At 69.8% G+C, this 18108-nt stretch carries 18 protein-coding genes; 5 read left to right on the forward strand and 13 right to left on the reverse strand.

The genetic code is table 11. The features are described 5' to 3' along the window. Window positions 1-117: 117 nt before the first annotated feature. Window positions 118-870, reverse strand: a complete 753-nt coding sequence (locus tag OHB56_RS04970; protein ID WP_406351828.1) for an IS6 family transposase — start codon at window positions 868-870, stop codon at window positions 118-120. A 485-nt stretch (window positions 871-1355) separates the two neighbouring features. On the opposite strand from OHB56_RS04970, the gene OHB56_RS04975 reads away from it, so the two are divergent. Beyond that, a complete protein-coding gene (locus tag OHB56_RS04975; RefSeq protein ID WP_406351830.1) occupies window positions 1356-2039 on the forward strand; it encodes a haloacid dehalogenase type II in 684 nt (227 codons plus the stop codon). A 149-nt stretch (window positions 2040-2188) separates the two neighbouring features. Here OHB56_RS04975 and OHB56_RS04980 read toward each other — a convergent pair whose 3' ends face one another. Continuing rightward, complete coding sequence (locus OHB56_RS04980; RefSeq protein WP_326756347.1) at window positions 2189-2437, reverse strand: hypothetical protein; 249 nt, start codon at window positions 2435-2437, stop codon at window positions 2189-2191. Between the two features lie 133 nt (window positions 2438-2570). Then, a complete protein-coding gene (locus OHB56_RS04985) occupies window positions 2571-3281 on the reverse strand; it encodes an IS6 family transposase (protein WP_406351832.1) in 711 nt (236 codons plus the stop codon). Window positions 3282-3672: 391 nt separating this feature from the next. Here OHB56_RS04985 and OHB56_RS04990 point away from each other — a divergent pair, with 391 nt between their 5' ends. Together OHB56_RS04990 and OHB56_RS04995 are read left to right on the forward strand one after the other, a co-directional pair. Next, window positions 3673-5037 (forward strand): FAD-dependent oxidoreductase, encoded by a 1365-nt coding sequence (locus tag OHB56_RS04990; RefSeq protein WP_406351834.1) that lies wholly within the window; start codon window positions 3673-3675, stop codon window positions 5035-5037. Between the two features lie 183 nt (window positions 5038-5220). Next, window positions 5221-5979, forward strand: a complete 759-nt coding sequence (locus tag OHB56_RS04995; RefSeq protein ID WP_326756344.1) for an IS6 family transposase — start codon at window positions 5221-5223, stop codon at window positions 5977-5979. Window positions 5980-6173: 194 nt separating this feature from the next. Here the strand turns inward: OHB56_RS04995 and OHB56_RS05000 are convergent, their stop codons facing one another. From OHB56_RS05000 to OHB56_RS05015, 4 genes are all read right to left on the reverse strand, one after another. After that, window positions 6174-7238, reverse strand: a complete 1065-nt coding sequence (locus tag OHB56_RS05000; RefSeq protein WP_326757261.1) for an NAD(+)/NADH kinase — start codon at window positions 7236-7238, stop codon at window positions 6174-6176. 109 nt (window positions 7239-7347) lie between these two features. Beyond that, window positions 7348-7470 carry a type B 50S ribosomal protein L36 gene (gene ykgO / locus OHB56_RS05005; RefSeq protein ID WP_019525784.1) on the reverse strand — a complete coding sequence of 41 codons (123 nt, stop codon included), beginning with the start codon at window positions 7468-7470 and terminating at the stop codon, window positions 7348-7350. Between the two features lie 46 nt (window positions 7471-7516). After that, a complete protein-coding gene (rpmG, locus tag OHB56_RS05010) occupies window positions 7517-7681 on the reverse strand; it encodes a 50S ribosomal protein L33 (protein ID WP_109383499.1) in 165 nt (54 codons plus the stop codon). 331 nt (window positions 7682-8012) lie between these two features. Beyond that, the gene (locus OHB56_RS05015; RefSeq protein WP_326756343.1) at window positions 8013-8453 is read right to left on the reverse strand and encodes an OsmC family protein; all 441 of its coding nucleotides are present in this window, start codon (window positions 8451-8453) and stop codon (window positions 8013-8015) included. A 173-nt stretch (window positions 8454-8626) separates the two neighbouring features. Here OHB56_RS05015 and OHB56_RS05020 point away from each other — a divergent pair, with 173 nt between their 5' ends. Beyond that, complete coding sequence (locus OHB56_RS05020) at window positions 8627-9445, forward strand: methyltransferase (RefSeq protein WP_326756342.1); 819 nt, start codon at window positions 8627-8629, stop codon at window positions 9443-9445. Here the strand turns inward: OHB56_RS05020 and OHB56_RS05025 are convergent. After that, window positions 9357-9950, reverse strand: a complete 594-nt coding sequence (locus OHB56_RS05025; protein ID WP_406351838.1) for a P1 family peptidase — start codon at window positions 9948-9950, stop codon at window positions 9357-9359. The genes OHB56_RS05020 and OHB56_RS05025 overlap by 89 nt on opposite strands. Here OHB56_RS05025 and OHB56_RS05030 point away from each other — a divergent pair. Continuing rightward, window positions 9891-10595 (forward strand): IS6 family transposase, encoded by a 705-nt coding sequence (locus tag OHB56_RS05030; protein WP_406351840.1) that lies wholly within the window; start codon window positions 9891-9893, stop codon window positions 10593-10595. The two genes, OHB56_RS05025 and OHB56_RS05030, sit on opposite strands and share 60 nt — an antisense overlap. A 546-nt stretch (window positions 10596-11141) precedes the next feature. Here OHB56_RS05030 and OHB56_RS05035 read toward each other — a convergent pair. From OHB56_RS05035 to OHB56_RS05055, 5 genes are all read right to left on the reverse strand, one after another. Further along, the gene (locus tag OHB56_RS05035; protein WP_326756341.1) at window positions 11142-11891 is read right to left on the reverse strand and encodes a hypothetical protein; all 750 of its coding nucleotides are present in this window, start codon (window positions 11889-11891) and stop codon (window positions 11142-11144) included. Beyond that, the gene (locus OHB56_RS05040) at window positions 11878-13467 is read right to left on the reverse strand and encodes a vWA domain-containing protein (protein ID WP_326756340.1); all 1590 of its coding nucleotides are present in this window, start codon (window positions 13465-13467) and stop codon (window positions 11878-11880) included. The genes OHB56_RS05035 and OHB56_RS05040 overlap by 14 nt, the downstream gene beginning before the upstream one ends. Then, window positions 13440-14645 (reverse strand): hypothetical protein, encoded by a 1206-nt coding sequence (locus tag OHB56_RS05045; RefSeq protein WP_406351842.1) that lies wholly within the window; start codon window positions 14643-14645, stop codon window positions 13440-13442. The genes OHB56_RS05040 and OHB56_RS05045 overlap by 28 nt, the downstream gene beginning before the upstream one ends. A 243-nt stretch (window positions 14646-14888) precedes the next feature. Beyond that, on the reverse strand, window positions 14889-15920 hold the full coding sequence (locus tag OHB56_RS05050; protein ID WP_326756338.1) for a hypothetical protein: 1032 nt from the start codon (window positions 15918-15920) through the stop codon (window positions 14889-14891). Window positions 15921-16121: 201 nt separating this feature from the next. After that, window positions 16122-17315, reverse strand: a complete 1194-nt coding sequence (locus OHB56_RS05055) for a hypothetical protein (RefSeq protein ID WP_406351844.1) — start codon at window positions 17313-17315, stop codon at window positions 16122-16124. Window positions 17316-18108: the final 793 nt, after the last annotated feature.

Consider the following 18108-nt stretch of genomic DNA (forward strand, 5'->3'; position numbering starts at 1 on the left):
TAAGCCGGGGCACATCAGAGCCTCCATCAGACCCGGAGCGGCGTTGTCATGTTGTTGGGTGTGTGAGTGCCTGGCAGTGTGTCGGGGTGTGGTGGGGCCGGGTTCCGGCTTTCGTGCTCAGGCCGCGGCAGGCAGGCCAGCGATGCCGGTGACCTGGTCCCAGATCACGAAACACGTGGTCATCTCGGCGCGGTAGCCGGGGGCGGTCATCAGGTGGCGGCGGGGCCTGAAGTGGGGTGAGATGCCGCTGAACGCGGCCAGGAACCGCTGGGCTCCACCCACGCTGCGGAAGCCCTTCATCGCGCGTTCGCGTTGCCGGGTGGGCTGGCGGGAGTTCTCCGCCCGGTTGTTGAGGTACTTCGACTGCCGGTGCTCGACGGAGGGCATGACCTCGCGGTGGGCCGCGCCGTAGGAACGGAGCTTGTCCGTGACGACCACCCGGGGCACCGCGCGCGTCTTCGTCAGCAGGCGGCGGAAGAACCGCCTGGCCGCGGCGGTGTCCCGGCGGTTCTGCACGAGAATGTCGAGGACGCTGCCGTCCTGGTCGACGGCCCGCCACAGGTACTTCTGCTCGCCGCTGATCTTGAGGAAGACCTCGTCCAGGTACCACTTGTCCCCAGGACGAGGCTGCCGGCGGCGCAGCGCGTTGGCGTAGTGCTGCCCGAACTTCGCGCACCAGCGGCGGACCGTCTCGTGGGAGACGAGCACGCCGCGCTCAAGCATGACCTCCTCCACCTCGCGGAAGCTGAGCGGAAGCTGAGCGGAAGCTGAGCGGAAGCTGAGCGGAAAGCGGAAGTACAGCCACACGCAGTGCGCGATCACCTCCACCGGGTACCGGTGCCCCTTGTACGACGGTGACGCACTCTCCACGGACGACTCCCCCCAGCATGACCAACCCGAAAATCATCCCGCGCCATCAGCCAACGTGACAGTGCCGCTCGTAGTCATCCATGACCAGCGCAACGACTCCCGGGCGCCACGGTCACCCACAAGTTCTGGGGCGGCCCCACCGATAAACGATCACACCGACCAATGGCGGATATGGGAACGGGCATGCAGCATGGAAGACGGGCAGACCTTACGGGATAACGGTTTGAGCGCTGCCCCTGTCGAGGATTGCGCGCTGCTCTCGGACCGGCACTCGGCATTCTCCTGAACCTGACCGTACGATCGACCGGCTGTGCTTTCTCCTTCTCGAGAGTCGGTCGGCTTCCGCACGACCCTCGACGCCGGGCCCGGGCGTCGGCCCATCCGTCCGGTCGCCGGGCCGGCGCGGAGCGGCATCCGGGAGGTCCGCGGCCGCCCCGCCCCGGCTCTGCCCGTCCGACGTGAATCCCGGCGCAGGAGAGGATTCCATGGCCGAAGTGATCGCCTTCGACGTGAACGAGACGCTGCTCGATCTGCGTGCTCTCGACAAGCCGTTCCAGGAACTGTTCGGCTCGGCGGCGGTGCGCCAGCAGTGGTTCACGCTCATGCTGCAGCTTGTGTTTGTAGGGGGCCTGACCGGCTCGTACGTGGACTACACAACGGCCCAGCGTGCGGCACTAAACATGCTCGCGCGCCGCGAGGGAGTGCCGCTCACGGATGAGGAAGCGGCACGGACGGTGGAGCTGATGAGCTCGCTGCCTCCGCATCCCGAGGTCCCGGCAGCACTGGCGAGACTGGCGGACTCGCCCTTGCGGGTCGTGACGCTGACCAACTCCGTCGAGAGGGTGGGGGAGGCACAGCTGCGGAACGCGGGGATCCGTGACCTGTTCGACCGTGTGATCTCGGCCGACAGCGTGCGCCGCCTCAAACCCGCGCCCGAGCCCTACCTCAGCGTCGCCGACGCCTTCGGCATCGGGCCCGGGGACGTGCGGTTGGTGGCCGCTCACTCGTGGGACGTCACTGGAGCCCTCAGCGCGGGATGCAAGGCGGCCTTCGTCAGCCGACCGGGGGCGGTGCTGAGCCCACTGGGCCCACAGCCCGACATCGTTGCGCCGGACATCAGCGGCGTAGTGGACCGCATCCTGGCAGCCGCAGGCTCGGAAGGCCGATGATGGAATGATCTTTTGGCCTCCCTGACCTGATGCCTTACGCCGCGGTTCGTGCGCAGCCCAGAGGGATCACGCGCGCCGTGGCGGTCGCCGTAGCGATCACCGCCTCATCGGAATCAAGGAGCAAAGCCGCCAGGTACGCCATATCCTCATCACGCCGGACGACACGTCCTCTGCCGACGACCCGGCCGGGCCGGCCGCAAGAAGCTGACGTCGAACCGCAGAGTCGTTTGGAACTGGTCGGGCCCAAGCGTTGCCAGCAGCGCGGGCCCGACCGTGTCATAGAGCATCGCGGCGACGAAGGCGCCGAGCACATTGCCCGCGGGGTTGGCGAAATCCTCCGTTGCCGCGAACGCGGGTTCGACCGTGCCGGTCTCGACATCCGCGTCGATGAACTCCAAGCCCAGTGTCACCGCCGTCCGAGGCATCGGCGCTCGCCCCTCGACTGCGTCCCAGGGCGTTGTCACGTTGTTTGGGTGTGTGGGTGTCTGACGGTGTGTCGAGGTGTGGTGGGGCCGGGTGCCGGCCCTGGGCTCAGGCCGCGGCAGGTCGGCCGGTGACGCCGGTGACCTGCTCCCAGAGGGCGAAGCGGACGGTCATCTCGGCGCGGTGTTGGGTGCCGGTCATCGGGTGGCGGCGGGGCCGGAAGTGGGGTGAGATGCCGCTGAACGCGGCCAGGAACCGCTGCGCGGCGCCCACACTGCGAAAGCCTTTCATCGCCCGTTCGCGCTGCCGGGTGGGCTGGTGGCTGTTCTCGGCCCGGTTGTTCAGGCCCTTGTGGGAACGGTGCTCGACGGAGGGCATGACCTCGCGGTGGGCCGCGCCGTAGGAGCAGAGCTTGTCCGTGACGATCACCCGCGGCACCCAGCCCGTCTTCGTCAGCAGCGTGCGGAAGAAGCGCTTGGCCGCAGCCGTGTCCCGGCGGCTCTGCACCAGGATGTCCAGCACCATCCCGTCCTGGTCGACAGCCCGCCACAGGTATTTCCGCTCACCGTTGATCTTGATGAAGACCTCGCCCAGATGCCACTTGTCGCCGGGCCGGGGCTGCCGGCGGCGCAGGCCGTTGGCGTACTGCTGACCGAACTTCGCGCACCAGCGGCGGACCGTCTCGTACGAGACGATCATGCCGCGCTCCAGCATCAGCTCCTCGACCTCCCGGAACGACAGCGGGAAGCGGAAGTACAGCCACACGCAGTGGGAGATGATCTCGACCGGATACCGGTGCCCCTTGTACAACGGCGACATGCCCTCCACGGATGACCCCCTCCACCATGATCAGCCCGAGGATCCTCCCACCCTGTCAGCCAACGTGACAGCGCCATCGCGAACGCCCGCCCGTTGTACCCGTTGCCCCGCCGATCGCCGATCCGGACCAGATCGCCTGCCTCGGGGTACGACGACGCGATCGCCTCGGCGGCCTTCTCCACGAGTACGAGCATGCCGCCTGAACCTGCCAGGACGAGGATTTCGGCAAGGGCAGCCTCAAGCGCACACGCAACGTAAGCGTGTGGTCACTTTCCAGGCGAGCGAACACGCACCCCTCGTGGCGGACGGCACCCTGTCAGCGGAGCACCGGTGGTGCGATGCTGGAGACAGCAGCGATCTCCTGTCGGTCCGTGGGGTGAGGAGTTCAGCCGTGCTGCGTGTCGCCGTCGTAGGTTCCGGACCGAGCGGGTGCTACACCGCACAGAGTCTGGTCCAGCAGGACGCCCAGGTGCGCGTCGACGTCCTGGACCGACTGCCGTGCCCGTACGGGCTGGTCCGCTACGGCGTGGCACCGGACCACGAGAAGATCAAGTCGCTGCAGAACAACCTCCGCGCGGTCTTGGAGCACGAGCGGGTGCGCTTCCTCGGCGGGGTGGCGGTCGGCCCCTCAGGAGTGTCGGTCGCCCGGCTGCGGGAGTTGTACCACGCGGTGGTGTACTGCGTGGGCGCCGCCACCGACCGGCGGCTGGGCATCCCCGGTGAGGACCTGCCGGGGAGCTGGTCGGCGACCGAGTTCGTGTCCTGGTACAGCGCCCACCCGGACTCCCCCGGGCAGGGAGGCACCCCCACCGACGACGGGTTCCTTCGCGGGGTCAGGTCGGCCGTGGTCATCGGCGTGGGGAACGTCGCCGTGGACGTCACACGGATGCTGGCCCGGGGGGTGCCGGAGCTGAGCCCGACCGATGTGCCGCACGCCGCCCTGACCGCGCTCGGGGTGAGCCGGGTGACGGACATCGCCATGGTGGGCCGGCGCGGTCCGTCCCAAGCCCGCTTCACCACCAAGGAACTGCGCGAGCTGGGCATCCTGCCGGACACCGGGATCGCCGTGGACCGGGCCGAGTTGGCGCAGGATCCGGCCTACGCCGATCCCTCCGGGCTGCCCGCCCCGCAGCGCCGCAACGTGGAGGTGCTGCGCGGCTGGGCCGAGACCCCCGCACCGAGTGCCCGGCGGCGGATCCGGCTGCGTTTCTTCCTCCGCCCGGTCGAACTGCTCGCCCGGGACGGCCGCGTGGGCGCGGTGCGCTTCGAGCGGACGGTGCCGGACGGGCACGGTGGCGTGACGGGCACGGGAGCGTACGAGGACATCGAGGCGCAACTGGTGCTGCGTTCGGTGGGGTACCGCGGAGTGGCGCTGGAGGGTCTGCCGTTCGACGCCTCGGGCGGCACGGTGCCACATCTGGCCGGGCGGGTGCTGCGGGAGGGTGCCGTGGCGCCGGGCGAGTACGTGGCGGGCTGGATCAAGCGGGGCCCGACGGGTGTCATCGGTACGAACCGGCCGTGCGCCAAGGAGACGGTGGCCTCCCTGCTGGCGGACACGGCCGCGCTGGTCCGCCGGGACGTGCCCGGGGATCCGCTGGTGGCGCTGCGTACCGAGGAGATCGAGCCGGTCGAGTGGGCCGGGTGGCGGGCGATCGAACGGGCCGAGGCGGAACTCGGCGCCTCGCTGGGCCGGAACGTGGTCAAGCTGCCCGACTGGGCCTCGCTGCTCGATGCGGCGCGGAGGACGAGAGCGTAGCGGCTCGGCGGGCGCTGCCGCCTGGCCGACCCCCAACGACGGCCAGGGCTCGCGGCCCCCGCGGAACATCCCGATTGTCCGAGACAGCGACAAGCCGCCGTCTCAGGTACCGCCCACACGCGCGCGTACCTCCCCGGTCAGCTCCCGCTGATAGGCGTTGTCACGTTGGCTGACCGGCCTGGGATGATCTTGGAGTTGGTCGTGCCGTGGAGGGAGTCGTTCGTGTCGTCCGCGCCGCCGTCGCACAAGGGCCACCGGTACCCGGTGGAGATCATCTCCCCCTGCGTGTGGCTGTCCTTCCGTTTCCCGCTCAGTTTCCGTGAAGTGGAGGAGCTGATGCTGCAGCGCGGCGTCATCGTCTCCCATGAGACGGTCCGCCGCTGGTGTATGAAGTTCGGCCAGGCCTATGCGAACGGACTGCGCCGCCGTCGGCCGCGGCCCGGGGACAAGTGGCACCTGGACGAGGTCTTCCTCAAGATCAACGGGGAACGGAAGTACCTGTGGCGGGCCGTCGACGCCGACGGCAACGTGCTCGACATCCTGGTCCAGTCCCGCCGGGACAAGGCCGCGGCCCGGCGCTTCTTCCGCAGGCTACTGAAGAAGACCCGCACGGTGCCGAGGGTGATCGTCACCGACAAGCTCCGCTCCTACGGCGCGGCCCACCGCGAGGTCATGCCCTCCGTGGAACACCGCTCGCACCAGGGCCTGAACAACCGGGCAGAGAACAGCCACCAGCCGACGAGGCAGCGCGAACGCGCCATGAAAGGCTTCCGCAGTACCGGTGGGGCCCAACGGTTCCTGGCCGCGTTCAGCGGCATCTCACCGCACTTCCGGCCCCGCTGCCACCTGATGACCGCCCCCGGCTACCGCACCGAGATGACCATCCGCTTCACCATCTGGGACCAGGTCACCGGCGTCGCCGGCCTGCCGGCCACGGCCTGAGCACGGAGCCGGAACCCGGCTCCAGCACACCCGACACACCGTCAGGCGCTCACACCCTCAACAACGTGACAGCGCCCTTCTTCGGGCCGGGCTCCCTGACGCTGATGGGCCTGCTCCGCCGACAGTCCGCACCGAGTGCCGCGTCCCCGGGGGCGCGGGAGGTTCCCAGGTGGGGTAGGGAGTGACGGACCCCGTCACCCGGATGCCGTCGGGTCGTCCGGCATGGCGAGGTGCGCCAGGTCTCCCGGCGGCGCACTGCGGACCGGCCAGAGCGGTGCGGGCGTGCCGTCGGCGACCGCGGCAGGCGCGTCGGTGAGGTTCATACGGTCACGGAGGCGGCCGTAGAAGTCCATCGGGCCGAGCCGTACGGCACGCAGCCTGCGCGGTGCGGCGTAGACGCCGATCCAGTCACCGGGGCCGATCACGCCGCGGAGCTGGCCGTCGATGCTGACGGCGGCGCGGCCCGAGCGCTCGAGCACCCGCAGCCCGACGGGCTCGTCCGGGGCGGCGACGACCGACCGGTTGAACGTCATGTGCGGTGCCACCGGTGTGAAGACCAGTGCCTCGGTGCCCGGCGAGACCACGGGGCCGCCGGCGGCAAAGCTGTAGGCGGTCGATCCCGTCGGCGTGGCCACCAGCAGCGCGTCGGCGGAGTACGAGGCCAACAGCCGGCCCGCGATGTAGACCCCGACCGAGATCTGCCGGTCCCTGGCGAGCTTCTCCAGTACGACGTCGTTGAGGGCGGTCACGTCCAGCGGGATGCCCCACTCGCCGCCCGTCTCGCAGTCGGAGCGCACGCTGGTCGGGGGCAGGAGCGGGCCTCGGCCGTAGCTCATGAGCGCCTCGATGTCCGAGGGCACCTCCAGGCGGCACGAGGCACGCATGGTCAGCAGCATGCGCTGCTCCACGTCGAGCCGGTCGTCGTGCACGGCGTCCAGCGCCGTACGCACCATGGTCATGGGCACCTCGGTCAGGAAACCCACGCGGCCGAGGTCGACACCGAGGACCAGCGCGTCGATGGCGGCCGCGAGCCGGGCCCCGCGCAGAAAGGTGCCGTCCCCGCCGAGGGTGACGACGAGGCCGGGGTCGCCGGCCGCCGCCACTTCCTGCCGGGCGCTGCGCCGTTCGCCGTCGTTCCACACGTCGATGTCCTTGCAGGCGACGGCATGTTCGGCGCACCATGCACGGACCGTGCGGGCCGCCTCCGCGGCCTCGGGACGTCCGCCGTGTACGACCATGCCGACCCGGTCCACCGCCATCTCCGCCTCCTGGACGTCCGCTCGCCCCGACTGGGCGTGGGGCTCCATCCTGGCCAGGCGCGCGTCGACCGGGCGCGGTACCGGGCCGTCCGGGTGGTGCGGTGGCTGGTCAGCCCTGGCGGGCCTTGAACCGCGGATCCTTCTTGTTGATCACGAAGGTCACGCCCCGTCGGCGCACCACCTGGGCGCCGGGCCTGGACTTCAGCGAGCGCAAGGACTTGCGTACCTTCATCACGGTCTCCTTCCGCGGGGCTGCACGAGGGCGAGGGAGGCGGGTGTCATCGTTCTTCGCGGAAGAGGACGTGCTCTCCGGCGACCGGATCGTACTTGCGCAGGACGAGCTGGTCGGGGTCGTTCAGACGGTTCTTACGGGTCACGTAGGTGACTCCCGTACCGGCTGCCGACTTCAGCCTGACGACGGGCCGCGCTGTGCTGCGTGCCATGAGGTGCTCCTTCCGCCACCGCCCGATCCTTTTGACTCGGGCATGCCGGCATGGGGGTGCAACGGCGTCGGCGGGCGGGATATTCCGATACGGGGCCCTGGCACTGCCCCTGGCGATGACCGGCCCGGGTTCCTGGTCGGTGGACCATGCCGTGGGCGCGGACGCGATGTCCGGCGTTCCCTGGGCTCTGGCCGCGGCGGCCGTCGCCGTGGCAGTGGCGGCGCCCGCCCTGCTGCTGCGCCGGCGCAACCTTCGCGCCCCGGCCGCGGTCCCGGGCCCCTCGGACGGGCTCGTAGGGCGGGATCCGGCGCACGGTGTCGACGAAGCCCGCTCAGGCGTCCCTGATGGTCGTCCTGACGGGTGTACCGATCTCGATCGTGCGGCTGACCGTGCAGAGCCGGTCATGAGACGTTTGCACCGCGCGAGGAAGAACCGCGCGGGCCCGGTCCGCACCCTCGCCGTCCGGGAAGGTGACCGCGAAGGTGACCTCGAGGCCGGTCATGCGGTTGCCCAGCTCGTCGCTGATCTTGTCGCCGGTCACCGAGACCGAGAACTCGGCCGGCTCGGCGTGTCGGGCGGTGGCCACGTCGACGTCCGCGGCCGTGCAGCCACCGATCGCGGCGAGCAGCAGTTCGACCGGAGTGAACTCGGCGTTCCCGCCATCGCCGGAGGCGGTACCGAAGTGGATCGTGCCGCCACGGGCGTTGGTGGCGACGAAGTGGCCGGTGCCGGTTCGCTCGACGACGACGGAACACCTGGGTGCTTCACCCATGCGTCGACAGTAGTGCCGCCCGAGCCCGGAGGGCGGGGCCGGCCGCCCACGCGCCGCCCCGCGCAGGCTGTGAGACCGTGGAGGCGAAAGTCCGGCCGCGCGGGCACCGCGGCTTCCGGGACCAGTCGCACCTCGGGTTCCGGGTGGAACGCGGGGGCGACGGAGGTCCGGTCATGATCGACTCGCGAATCCCGTACGGCGCTCCCGCCGATGGCGGCCGGTACGGGGAGGATCTCTTCGAACCGGAGCGCCCGGGCGAGGCCGCGCGCATCGACGCCGGTGCGCTGGTGTATGACCCCTTCACCACACACCGTCTGCGGATGCTGGGCGCGGGGCCGGGTCTGCGCTGCCTCGAGGTGGGCGCGGGGACCGGAACGGTCGCGCGGTGGCTGCTGGAGGAGGCGGGCGTCGAAGAGGTGGTCGCCCTGGACAGGGATACCGACGCACTCGCCGCTCTCGGGGATCACCGGCTGCGGGTGCTCACCGCGGACCTCACGGACGAGCACCTCAGACCGGGGGCGTTCGATCTGATCCACGCCCGGTTCGTCCTGATGCACCTGCCCGACCGCCGGCGGATCGTCTCCCGGCTGGCCGGCTGGCTGAACCCCGGCGGAACACTGGTGCTCGGTGACACGGTGGAACTGCCCGACCTTCTCGGCACCCGCTCCGCATACCGGCGCACCATGGACGCTATGTGGCAGGCCCTTGGGACGACGATCGGCACCGACATCTCCGGTGTGCCGGCGTATCCGCGCTTCCTGAGCGAGGAGGACCTGCGGAACGTCGCCGCGGAAGTGTTCTGTCCGCCCTTGCTCCCCGGCAGTCCCCTGGCCCGGTTCTGGTCCGAGACCTGGAGTCGTATGCGGCCGGCGCTCGAGGCGACGGGGCAGGTCGACGCCGATGTCATCGAGGAGGCTCTCGCATACCTGGACTCGCCGCGGCTCGCCGAACTCGGGCCGGGCATGGCGATGGCGTGGGGACGACGGACTTGATCGGCCGGGGCCCGCGTACTCGTGCGCGCCGCGGGGCCGGCACGGTCCGGTCGTGGAATCCGGTGGTCGTCGTCGCGGCGAGCAGCGAGTCGAGCACCGCCTCCTCCACCCCGTCGAAGACCGCTTCGAACAGCGGGCCCGGTTCGGCGTCGGCCGCGCAGGCGACGGCGTTCGGCCGGGTGCCGAAGGCCACGGCGTAGTCGCAGCTGCCGTGGCCGTAGGCCGCGCCCGTGTGTGCGAGGGTGAACGCCGCCCTTCGCGCGACACGGGTGAGCTGCCGGGCGTCGAGCGGGGCGTCCGTGGCCACCACGATCATGCAGGAGCCGGTCTCCGCCAACGGCGCCGGCGCCGGATCGTCGGGCTCGAGGCCCGGAGACGGCGTTGTCACGTTGGCTGACCGACCTGGGATGATCTTGTGGTTGATCGTGCCGGGGAGGATTCGCTCGTGTCGTCCGCGCCACCGTCGTACAAGGGGCACCGGTACCCGGTGGAGGTGATCTCCCACTGCGTGTGGCTGTACTTCCGCTTTCCGCTCAGCTTCCGCGAGGTGGAGGAGGTCATGCTTGAGCGCGGCGTGCTCGTCTCCCACGAGACGGTCCGCCGCTGGTGCGCGAAGTTCGGGCAGCACTACGCCAACGCGCTGCGCCGCCGGCAGCCTCGTCCTGGGGACAAGTGGTACCTGGACGAGGTCTTCCTCAAGATCAGCGGCGAGCAGAAGTACCTGTGGCGGGCCGTCGACCAGGACGGCAGCGTCCTCGACATTCTCGTGCAGAACCGCCGGGACACCGCCGCGGCCAGGCGGTTCTTCCGCCGCCTGCTGACGAAGACGCGCGCGGTGCCCCGGGTGGTCGTCACGGACAAGCTCCGTTCCTACGGCGCGGCCCACCGCGAGGTCATGCCCTCCGTCGCGCACCGGCAGTCGAAGTACCTCAACAACCGGGCGGAGAACTCCCACCAGCCCACCCGGCAACGCGAACGCGCGATGAAGGGCTTCCGCCAGCGGTTCCTGGCCGCGTTCAGCGGCATCTCACCCCACTTCAGGCCCCGCCGCCACCTGATGACCGCCACCGAATACCGCGCCGAGATGACCATCCGCTTCACCATCTGGGACCAGGTCACCGGCATCGCTGGCCTGCCTGCCGCGGCCTGAACACCGGCCCTCACCACGCCCCGACGCGCCATCAGACACTCACACACCCAACAACGTGACAGCGCCCTGGTAGGTGTTCTGGCCCGTCAAAGCGGTATTGCAGCGTTTCGATCTTGCCTTCGGTCACGGGGTCACACCTTCATCTGTCATGATCTGTCACACGCCCCCTGCGAGACCTCCCCATGCCTCCGCTGCTGGAAGCAGGTCCGCCACGTCCGGCTTCACGTACCACTTCTTCGTCGTCTTCACGTTCGGGTGCCCGGCCCACATGGCGAGCGGGGGATCCGGCACCCCGTTGTGGGCGAGGTATGTGAGGAGGACGCCCGAGCATCGTACAGACGGACCCTGCGAAGGCCATTTGCGTCCATTGTTTTGTCTGCGCGCGTTCGAAGCTGCCGACCGTTCAGCGCCCTCACGTTCATCCACGAGCACTTACCCGCCGCCCTCGTACCCCTCGCCGGCCGCCAGGCGTTCCACTGCCACAGACGCCCCCAAAGGCGTTGTGCTTCGCGGCGGTGAAGGACATGAATTCCCGGTGAGCGGCGGTCACCAGAAGATCGCGATCGCCTCCAGCGTCACCTCGCGGGTGTCCTCCCGCCAGCCGGTCATCTTGCCGAGGCAGCGGGCCGTGAACGTGCCGTCCGGGATGGAGCGGCGCGCGTTCCCGGGAGCTACGACGCGCATGTAGACGGGAGGCTGCTCGTCGCCGTACTCGGCCCGCAGGACAAATCCCTCCGTCACGGTCGGCACGCGCGAGAACATGCCTTTGACCGAGACGAATTCGCCGATGCGGCTCAGGGTCACCGCACGGCCGTCGGCCAGGTTGTCGGCGAGGTTCCGGTTCGGGACGACGGTCAGTGTGATCAGGTCGGCGTGGACGATGGCGTCGGCCCGGTCGAAGGCCTCCATGACCACGCCGATCACATTGATCGGTTTGTCCTTGCGCACGAACTTGCGGAACGTCTCCTGGCTGACGTCCCGCTTCAGCCGGAACCGGAACAGCCACGTCAGCATCCGGCTCCAGAAGCCGACGCTCGTGTCGACCTTCGTCCGCAGTTCGACGGCCTCCTCCAGCGCGGACCGGTAGTTGCCGAGTTCGTACAGGTCCATCACGGCCTGCTCGTCGAGGTACAGGCAGATGCTGTACGCCGACTGCCAGCGGCGCAGGTGCCTGCGCCGCTGTCGGGCATGGCGCACCAGGGTCACCGCGAGCACCACCGCGCCGGCGGCCGTCACTAGCCAGACCGTCATCCACGGCCACCAAAGGCTCCACCACAGTGCGTCAGTGACAGCCACGGATCTCCTTGAAAGCCTCGGAAAGGGACGAGTCGGCGGCTTCCACCATCCGTCCGCCCGTCCTCGCCGCCGCGCGCCGCAGTTCGCCTGCGTTGGCCTCGCCGAAGTGGACGGGGTAGGTGGGGACGGTGGCGCGCACGGCGGCGGGCAGTTCCTTGTGGCGGCGTACGAACTCGGCGTAGGACAGGCCCGCGTTGTTCTCGCCGTCCGTCATCAAGACGAGCGAGACGGAGCGGTCGGGGTCGGCGGCCAGTTCGAGGGCTGCGGTGCGGTAGCCGTGGTCGAGGGCGGACCATACGGCGGTGGCGTCGCCGTAGCCGCCCCGGACGACGGTGCCTGCGAGGGCGGTCAGATCCTTCGGGCCGGTGACGGTGACGGTCGTCTGCTCCAGCACCCGGCCGCCGAACCGGACGACGGTCAGTCGCTCGCCTCGGTAGAAGCGGGTGAACTTGCCGGAGGCGGAGGGGTCCGCGCCGCTGAGTCCGGCGAAGGCCTCACGCAGGGCGGCCATGCGGGCGCCGCGCATCGAGCCGGAGAAGTCGAGTAGGAAGACCACCTGGCTCGCGGTGCGGCGGTCGGGGTCGCCGTAGTCCGCCAACAGCGTTTCGATGACGGCCGGTTGGTCGGGGTAGAAGAGGGCGTTGCCGACCGGTTCGCGCAGCCGCGCGTCCCGGGTGACCGTCGTGGTCACGGGGCGGCGCACCGTGTGCCGCATGATGTGCCGCTGCACCGAGTCACGCCGCAGCCACTTCGTGACCTTGTCGTACGCGGCGCGGTGGGCCGGGTTCAGCAGGAGCAGCGGGAAGTCCGCCAGGACCATGCCGTCCTCGGGGCGAATGACCTCCAGGTGGTCGTCGAGGCGGCCGGAAGCGTTGAGGGTGAGCAGATCGGACTCGTACGTGATGAGGGCGTTGGCCTCGTCCTGGTGGTCGACGTAGGTGTCGATGAGGGCGGGGCCGGTGTCGGCGGTGAGGGCCTGGCCGGAGCGGAAGCCGCGCAGCCGGTCGCAAGAGACGTCCTCGGGGCGTAGCGCCGCTCCGGTGCCGGCCGCGGCGGTGGCGACGCCGACGAGGGCAGCGAGCCCGCTGCCGGCGTGCCGGGGGTCGGCCATGCCGAAGCGAACGGTGCCGGCGGCGGCAGCATCCGCGATGTCCGCCCAGGTGAGCCGGGAGCCGGGCACCCGGGCACGAAGCTCACGTGCCACATCCGGCTTCAGGCCGATGACGACGGGGGACGTCATGGTGGCCGTGCGCTGCAGCCCTCGGATCGCGTGTCTGTCGGTGAGACGCAGATAGTGGTCGGAGGACAGCCACGCGAGGTCGTAGCGGTCGCGGTCCGGGGTCTTGGTCTCGGCGTCAGCCCGGTGGTACAGGCGCAGGTCGACGCCGGTCTCGTCCTTCAACTCGCTCAGCAGCGGGCCCAGTACGGCGAGATCGGGGCTGGCGAGGACGCGCAGCCGGACCGTGTCGTCGCGGGTGTCGCCCGAGCAGGCGGTGAGGAAGGTGGCGACGAGCGCCAGGCAGAGTGCCAGCAGGCCCGCACCGCGCTTCACTGGCTGCCGGTCCTGTCCGGGCACTCGCCGACGATCTCGATCATCTTCTCCAGCAGGGGCAGGCTGGGCAGGACCGCGCGGGTGTCGTCGGAGGAGGTGGTGGGCACCGGGATCTGCCGCTCGGTGAGGAACCGGGTGAGTTCGTCGCTGCTCGCACCGCTGCCGGCGCTGCGGGCCCGGAAGCCCAGCTCCATGGCACGGTGCTGGAGTTCGGGGTCCTCGCTGACCAGTTCGCCAAGCCGCGCGCCGTCGCCGGTCAGCGCGACGAGTTGGGGTTCGGTGACGAAGCGCGTGGACGGGTAGAGCAGGACGCGCTCGTCGTCGGTCTCGCCCTTCTGCGCCTTGTGCCGTAGCTGATGGGCGAGGAACTGGTGCTCGTAGATCACCGAGATCGGGGCGATGCCCTGCCCGTCGGGGGACAGATACGTTTCGGCCCGTTCGGAGGACGGCAGGCCCTGTTCGACGAGGAGCGGCTTGATCTTCCGGGCGAGTTGCTCGGCCTCGGCCTCGCTGTCCGGTGCGTCGTTCCCGTGCTCGACGAAGGCCACGAGCCCGAGGTAGGTGCCGGCGGAGTTGGCCTCGCAGACGTCCGAGGTCTGGGCGAGGATCTTGTTGCCGTTGCGGACGTGGTTCTTGTCGTCGATCTCGTCCCAGCGGTAACCGTCCTCTGGATCACGCTGGACGCCCTTCCTCTTGCCGAGCGCGAGGTCGAGGAATTTCCGCATGTCGAGGGTGTAGTACATCGGCGGGCCGCCCGAGTCCGGCAGGCGCCCCGTGGCGCCTTCCGCCTCGAGCACCTCGGCGTAGTCCCGGTAGGTGGCCAGCACGATGGGGCTGACGAAGGGGCGGTACAGCAGCACCGGACGGTTCGCCCGGGCGCGTTCCCGGCTGATCAGGTCGGCGGCCGGCTGGCCGGAGGGAAAGACGACGTCGTATCCGTCGTAGTCCTGCTTGGCGATCTCACGCGAGCCCATGTTCGTGATGTGCACGCGGAAGCCGTGCTTCATGAGCAGCCGCTCGACTTCGGGGTCCTGGAAGAAGTCCCTCTTGGAGGCCATCTTGGCCTCGATGGTGACCACCGGCCGCACCGGCAGCAGCAGGTTCCCGGAGGCCACGAGCAGAACCAGCCCGATGACCGGGACGGGCAGCGCCGCCGCCAGCGCTCTGCGCAGGTGGCGGCGCGGGGGTCTGGTAACGGTCAACCACGGCTCTTCGGCAGCGGGTCTGTTCTCGGGCACCTGCGTTCTCCCCCTGATACCTGCGTTCTCCCCGTGTGGCCGGGCCAGGATCGTCGGTGACGGTGATGTACCCCAAATGGCCTCTCAGGGAACGCCGGTTGAAGGTTCAGGGCATGGGTAGCCGGTCCGGGTCACGTCCGGGGAGGTGGTGTACCGGTTCCCCCCTGATCCGGGCGTTTGCCCGTGCGCCGGAATGAGGGCCCGGATTCAGAACAGGGAGTCCCAGAGGGCCGCTTCCGGATCGGGTTCTTCTGGGTGAAGCATGCAGCGTCTGCAGCGCAGAAGTCCTGGTTCGTTGGTGCCGGAGGCGGCGTTCATCCATGGCAGGGCCTCCATGGCGTGTGCGCGCTCGTCGTCGGCGAGGGCGTCGACGGTCCGGCGGAGCTCCACGGGTGCTGATTGCTCGGTGAGGCAGAGCCAGCCGACCGCCGCCGCCAGGCGGGCTTCGGGGGCTTCCGTCCCGTCGTGCCACCGTTCACGCAGCCACGTGACGGTCGGCGGGTGCGGGTGGGCCCGGGTGATCTCGGCGGTGGCCAGGAGCAGGGCGGCGCGGACCATGGCGTCGCCTTCGGCGGCGAATCTGTTGGCCAAGGCGGTCCGGATGATGTGGCCGGGGTCGGCTGCGGTCGCCAGGACGTAGGCGGCGGCAACGCGGACGGTGGGGTCGGAGTCTCCGAGAAGGGGCAGGAGTGCGGAGGCGTCTGTGGTGATCGCAGCTCGGGCGGCAGCCACCGACCAGCCGGCCGGGTAGCCGGTCACCTCGTAGCCGTAGCCGTCGTGGGTGTCGGGGGCATGGCGTCGGGGGTCGTTGCGATGGAGGAGAAGTTCTTCGCGGGAGGCGACGCCGTGGTGCCGGGCACGGGCGGGGCCGGAGAGTACAGCGAGAACGGCGGCGCGGTGTGAGTGATGGACGTCGATGGCCAGGGGGATGAGGAACGGCACGGCGAGGGCGGCAGCGGCTCGGCTGTCATTGGCGCACAGGCCCGACAGCACACCCGTCGTGTCCACGCCCGGTTCGCCGTCAGCACGCAGGAGATGAAAGGCCTTTCGGGCGTCGTGCCCATGAGGGAAGTTCCCCCACGGGACGGAATCGAGGTCCAAGCCCTGCCGGAGTTCGGGCAGGATGCCGGCCACCACCGCCCGCACGTCGAACGGGCCGCCCGAGAACAAGGCCAGGTCTGCCCCGTCCGCCACTTCCCGGCACATCGCGAACGTCGGATCGGTCCGCCAGTCCTTCACACCACACCCCCACCTTTGAACCCCGGAACTCGATCATGACGGGACCCAGCGGCCCACCGGAAACCACTCCCCGGATGAACCAGCCGCTCACACGGGGCCAACCATCGTGTACAGGGACCAACCGGAATACTCAAGGGCCAACTTCGATGCTCAGCCTCAGGCGGGGAACGTCATGGGTACGGGGTGCGGTGGCGGGCCGTGTCACAGCAACGCAGCGATGCCCTCCCGGTTCTCTGGCAGCCCGGCCGCGCGGAACCACAACCAGTTGCCGCTGATGCTGCCCGTGGCCTCGTCGGTGTCCACGAACGCCCGCAGCAGGGCGCGTTGGGCGGAGGTGAGCGAGTGGGTCGGGTTGTAGCCGGCGGGGAAGGCCCTGAACAGGATCGGCCCGCGTTCGTTGTCGACGATGGACCTGTGGCCGGCGGCCACCATGGCGGTGGCCACCGGTGCCACCTCCTCGAACGATGCGGCCAGATCGAGCGCGGAACGCAGCACGGTGAACCGGAACCACCCGTCGACCCCACACAGCGGCTCGGGGAACCATCCGTCTGTCGTGCGGGGGTCCCGCAGCGCGTCGAGGAGCACGGCGAGAGCGCGGGGCCGATCGACTCGGACGGGACCGAGCGCAGCGCAGACCCGCACGGCCGGGTCGGAGTCGGCGAGCAGGTCGGAGGTGTCCATCCCCCAAAGACTCAGCGCCCGCGCCACGGCGGCTCGCTCCCGCCGGCCCGTCATGCTGCCCAGCCGGGCCCGCAGCAGCGCGGCGGCGCGCGGTACGCGGTCACCAAGGGCCGGGGCGGAAAGGAGCGGCATTGCGGCGCCGAGCGCGGTCTCACAGACGTGGGGGTCGGAGGAGGAGAGGAACGGCTCGACGGCGTCGTACAGGGCGGGCCGGATGTCCCGGCACGCTTGCAGTGCGGCAAGCTCGTCGGGGTCGCGCTCGCCTCGCGAGTCCTCGTGCCAGGGCTGCCACTCCCAGTTGGCTCGGTCCCGCGCCGGATCCTCCCCGTAGGCAGCTGACTCAGCCACCTGGCCCAGCCAGCCGAGCAGAGCGGCCCGCAAGCTGCGCGGCGGCCCGTCGTCCCACGGGAAGTGTCCCTCGTACTCGGCGAGGCCCATGGGATGGTCGAGGATCGCGGCGACGAACAGCGCCGCGGGCGCGGTGACCGTGTACAGCGAGCCCTGATGCAGCACACCCATGTCCAATGCGGCCAACGCCTCGGACCGCACCTCGGCATCCTCGTCCACGAGGGAGCACAGGGAGACTGGTATGTCCTCACCGGAGCCGTAGGCGTGCCGGTGAGAAGCCCAGTCCGTCTCCAACAGCAGTTCTTGAGCCACTGCCGACAACCCGCTCAGGATCCGCGCCATGCGGGCACTCTCGCTGTCCGTCATGCACGCACTCTGCCAGCACCCACCGACAACGCCCCCTCTCGGAAGCTCACTGGACAGAACCAGCGCTCTGCCACAGTGGGCCATCTATCGCTCCCAGGGGCCGACTGGCCCTTGAAGAAGAGTCCGCCGCTCAGATTCTGGCACTGCCCCGCTGGTGACCGAGTACGGCTGGTGGGTTTTGGAAGTCGTCAGCTCTACCTGGAACACGGTGGCCATGAAACTGAGCACCGCAGACATCTCGCGCCCGGGGGCTCGGCCTCGACCCTGCGGAGGCAGACCATCGTGCCCTCTACGTGGCACTCACGCGTGCGCGCCTCAACACGCCGGCCCTCACATGAAGCGCTCCCGAACAGCGCCGGAGCCCCGTGTCGGCTTGCCCGGCGGGGCGTCGTCGTATCAGATCCCCGTCCACGCAGGACTCCCACCGGAGCAAGCCGACGTGGGTCCTCACCTGTCACGAGCGATCACGGGCGGGTCACCAACCCCGCGGACGTACTCACGCCACAGGGCTCTGGCCTGGACTTACGCGCTCACCCTGGATCAACTGGGCACCCGTGGACAGCTTCTACGACATGTGCCATGTGGTACCGGCACGCGCCGTAGGCGCATCCCCTTGAGCGCCGTCCTTCCCGCCGCACCACAGGGCCCCAAGCACGCGAAGATGTCTCGCCGTCCCCCATCGGTTGTAGCCGGGCCCGGAGTTCTCGCCCTCGCCGGTGGATGCGAGAAGCCAAGATCCGGACCATTGATGGGCCAACGAAGCCACATCAGGAGCAACTTACGGCATCGACAC

The sequence above is a fragment of the Streptomyces sp. NBC_01635 genome (genome assembly GCF_045209715.1).
GTDB classification, from domain to species: Bacteria; Actinomycetota; Actinomycetes; order Streptomycetales; family Streptomycetaceae; genus Streptomyces; species Streptomyces hirsutus.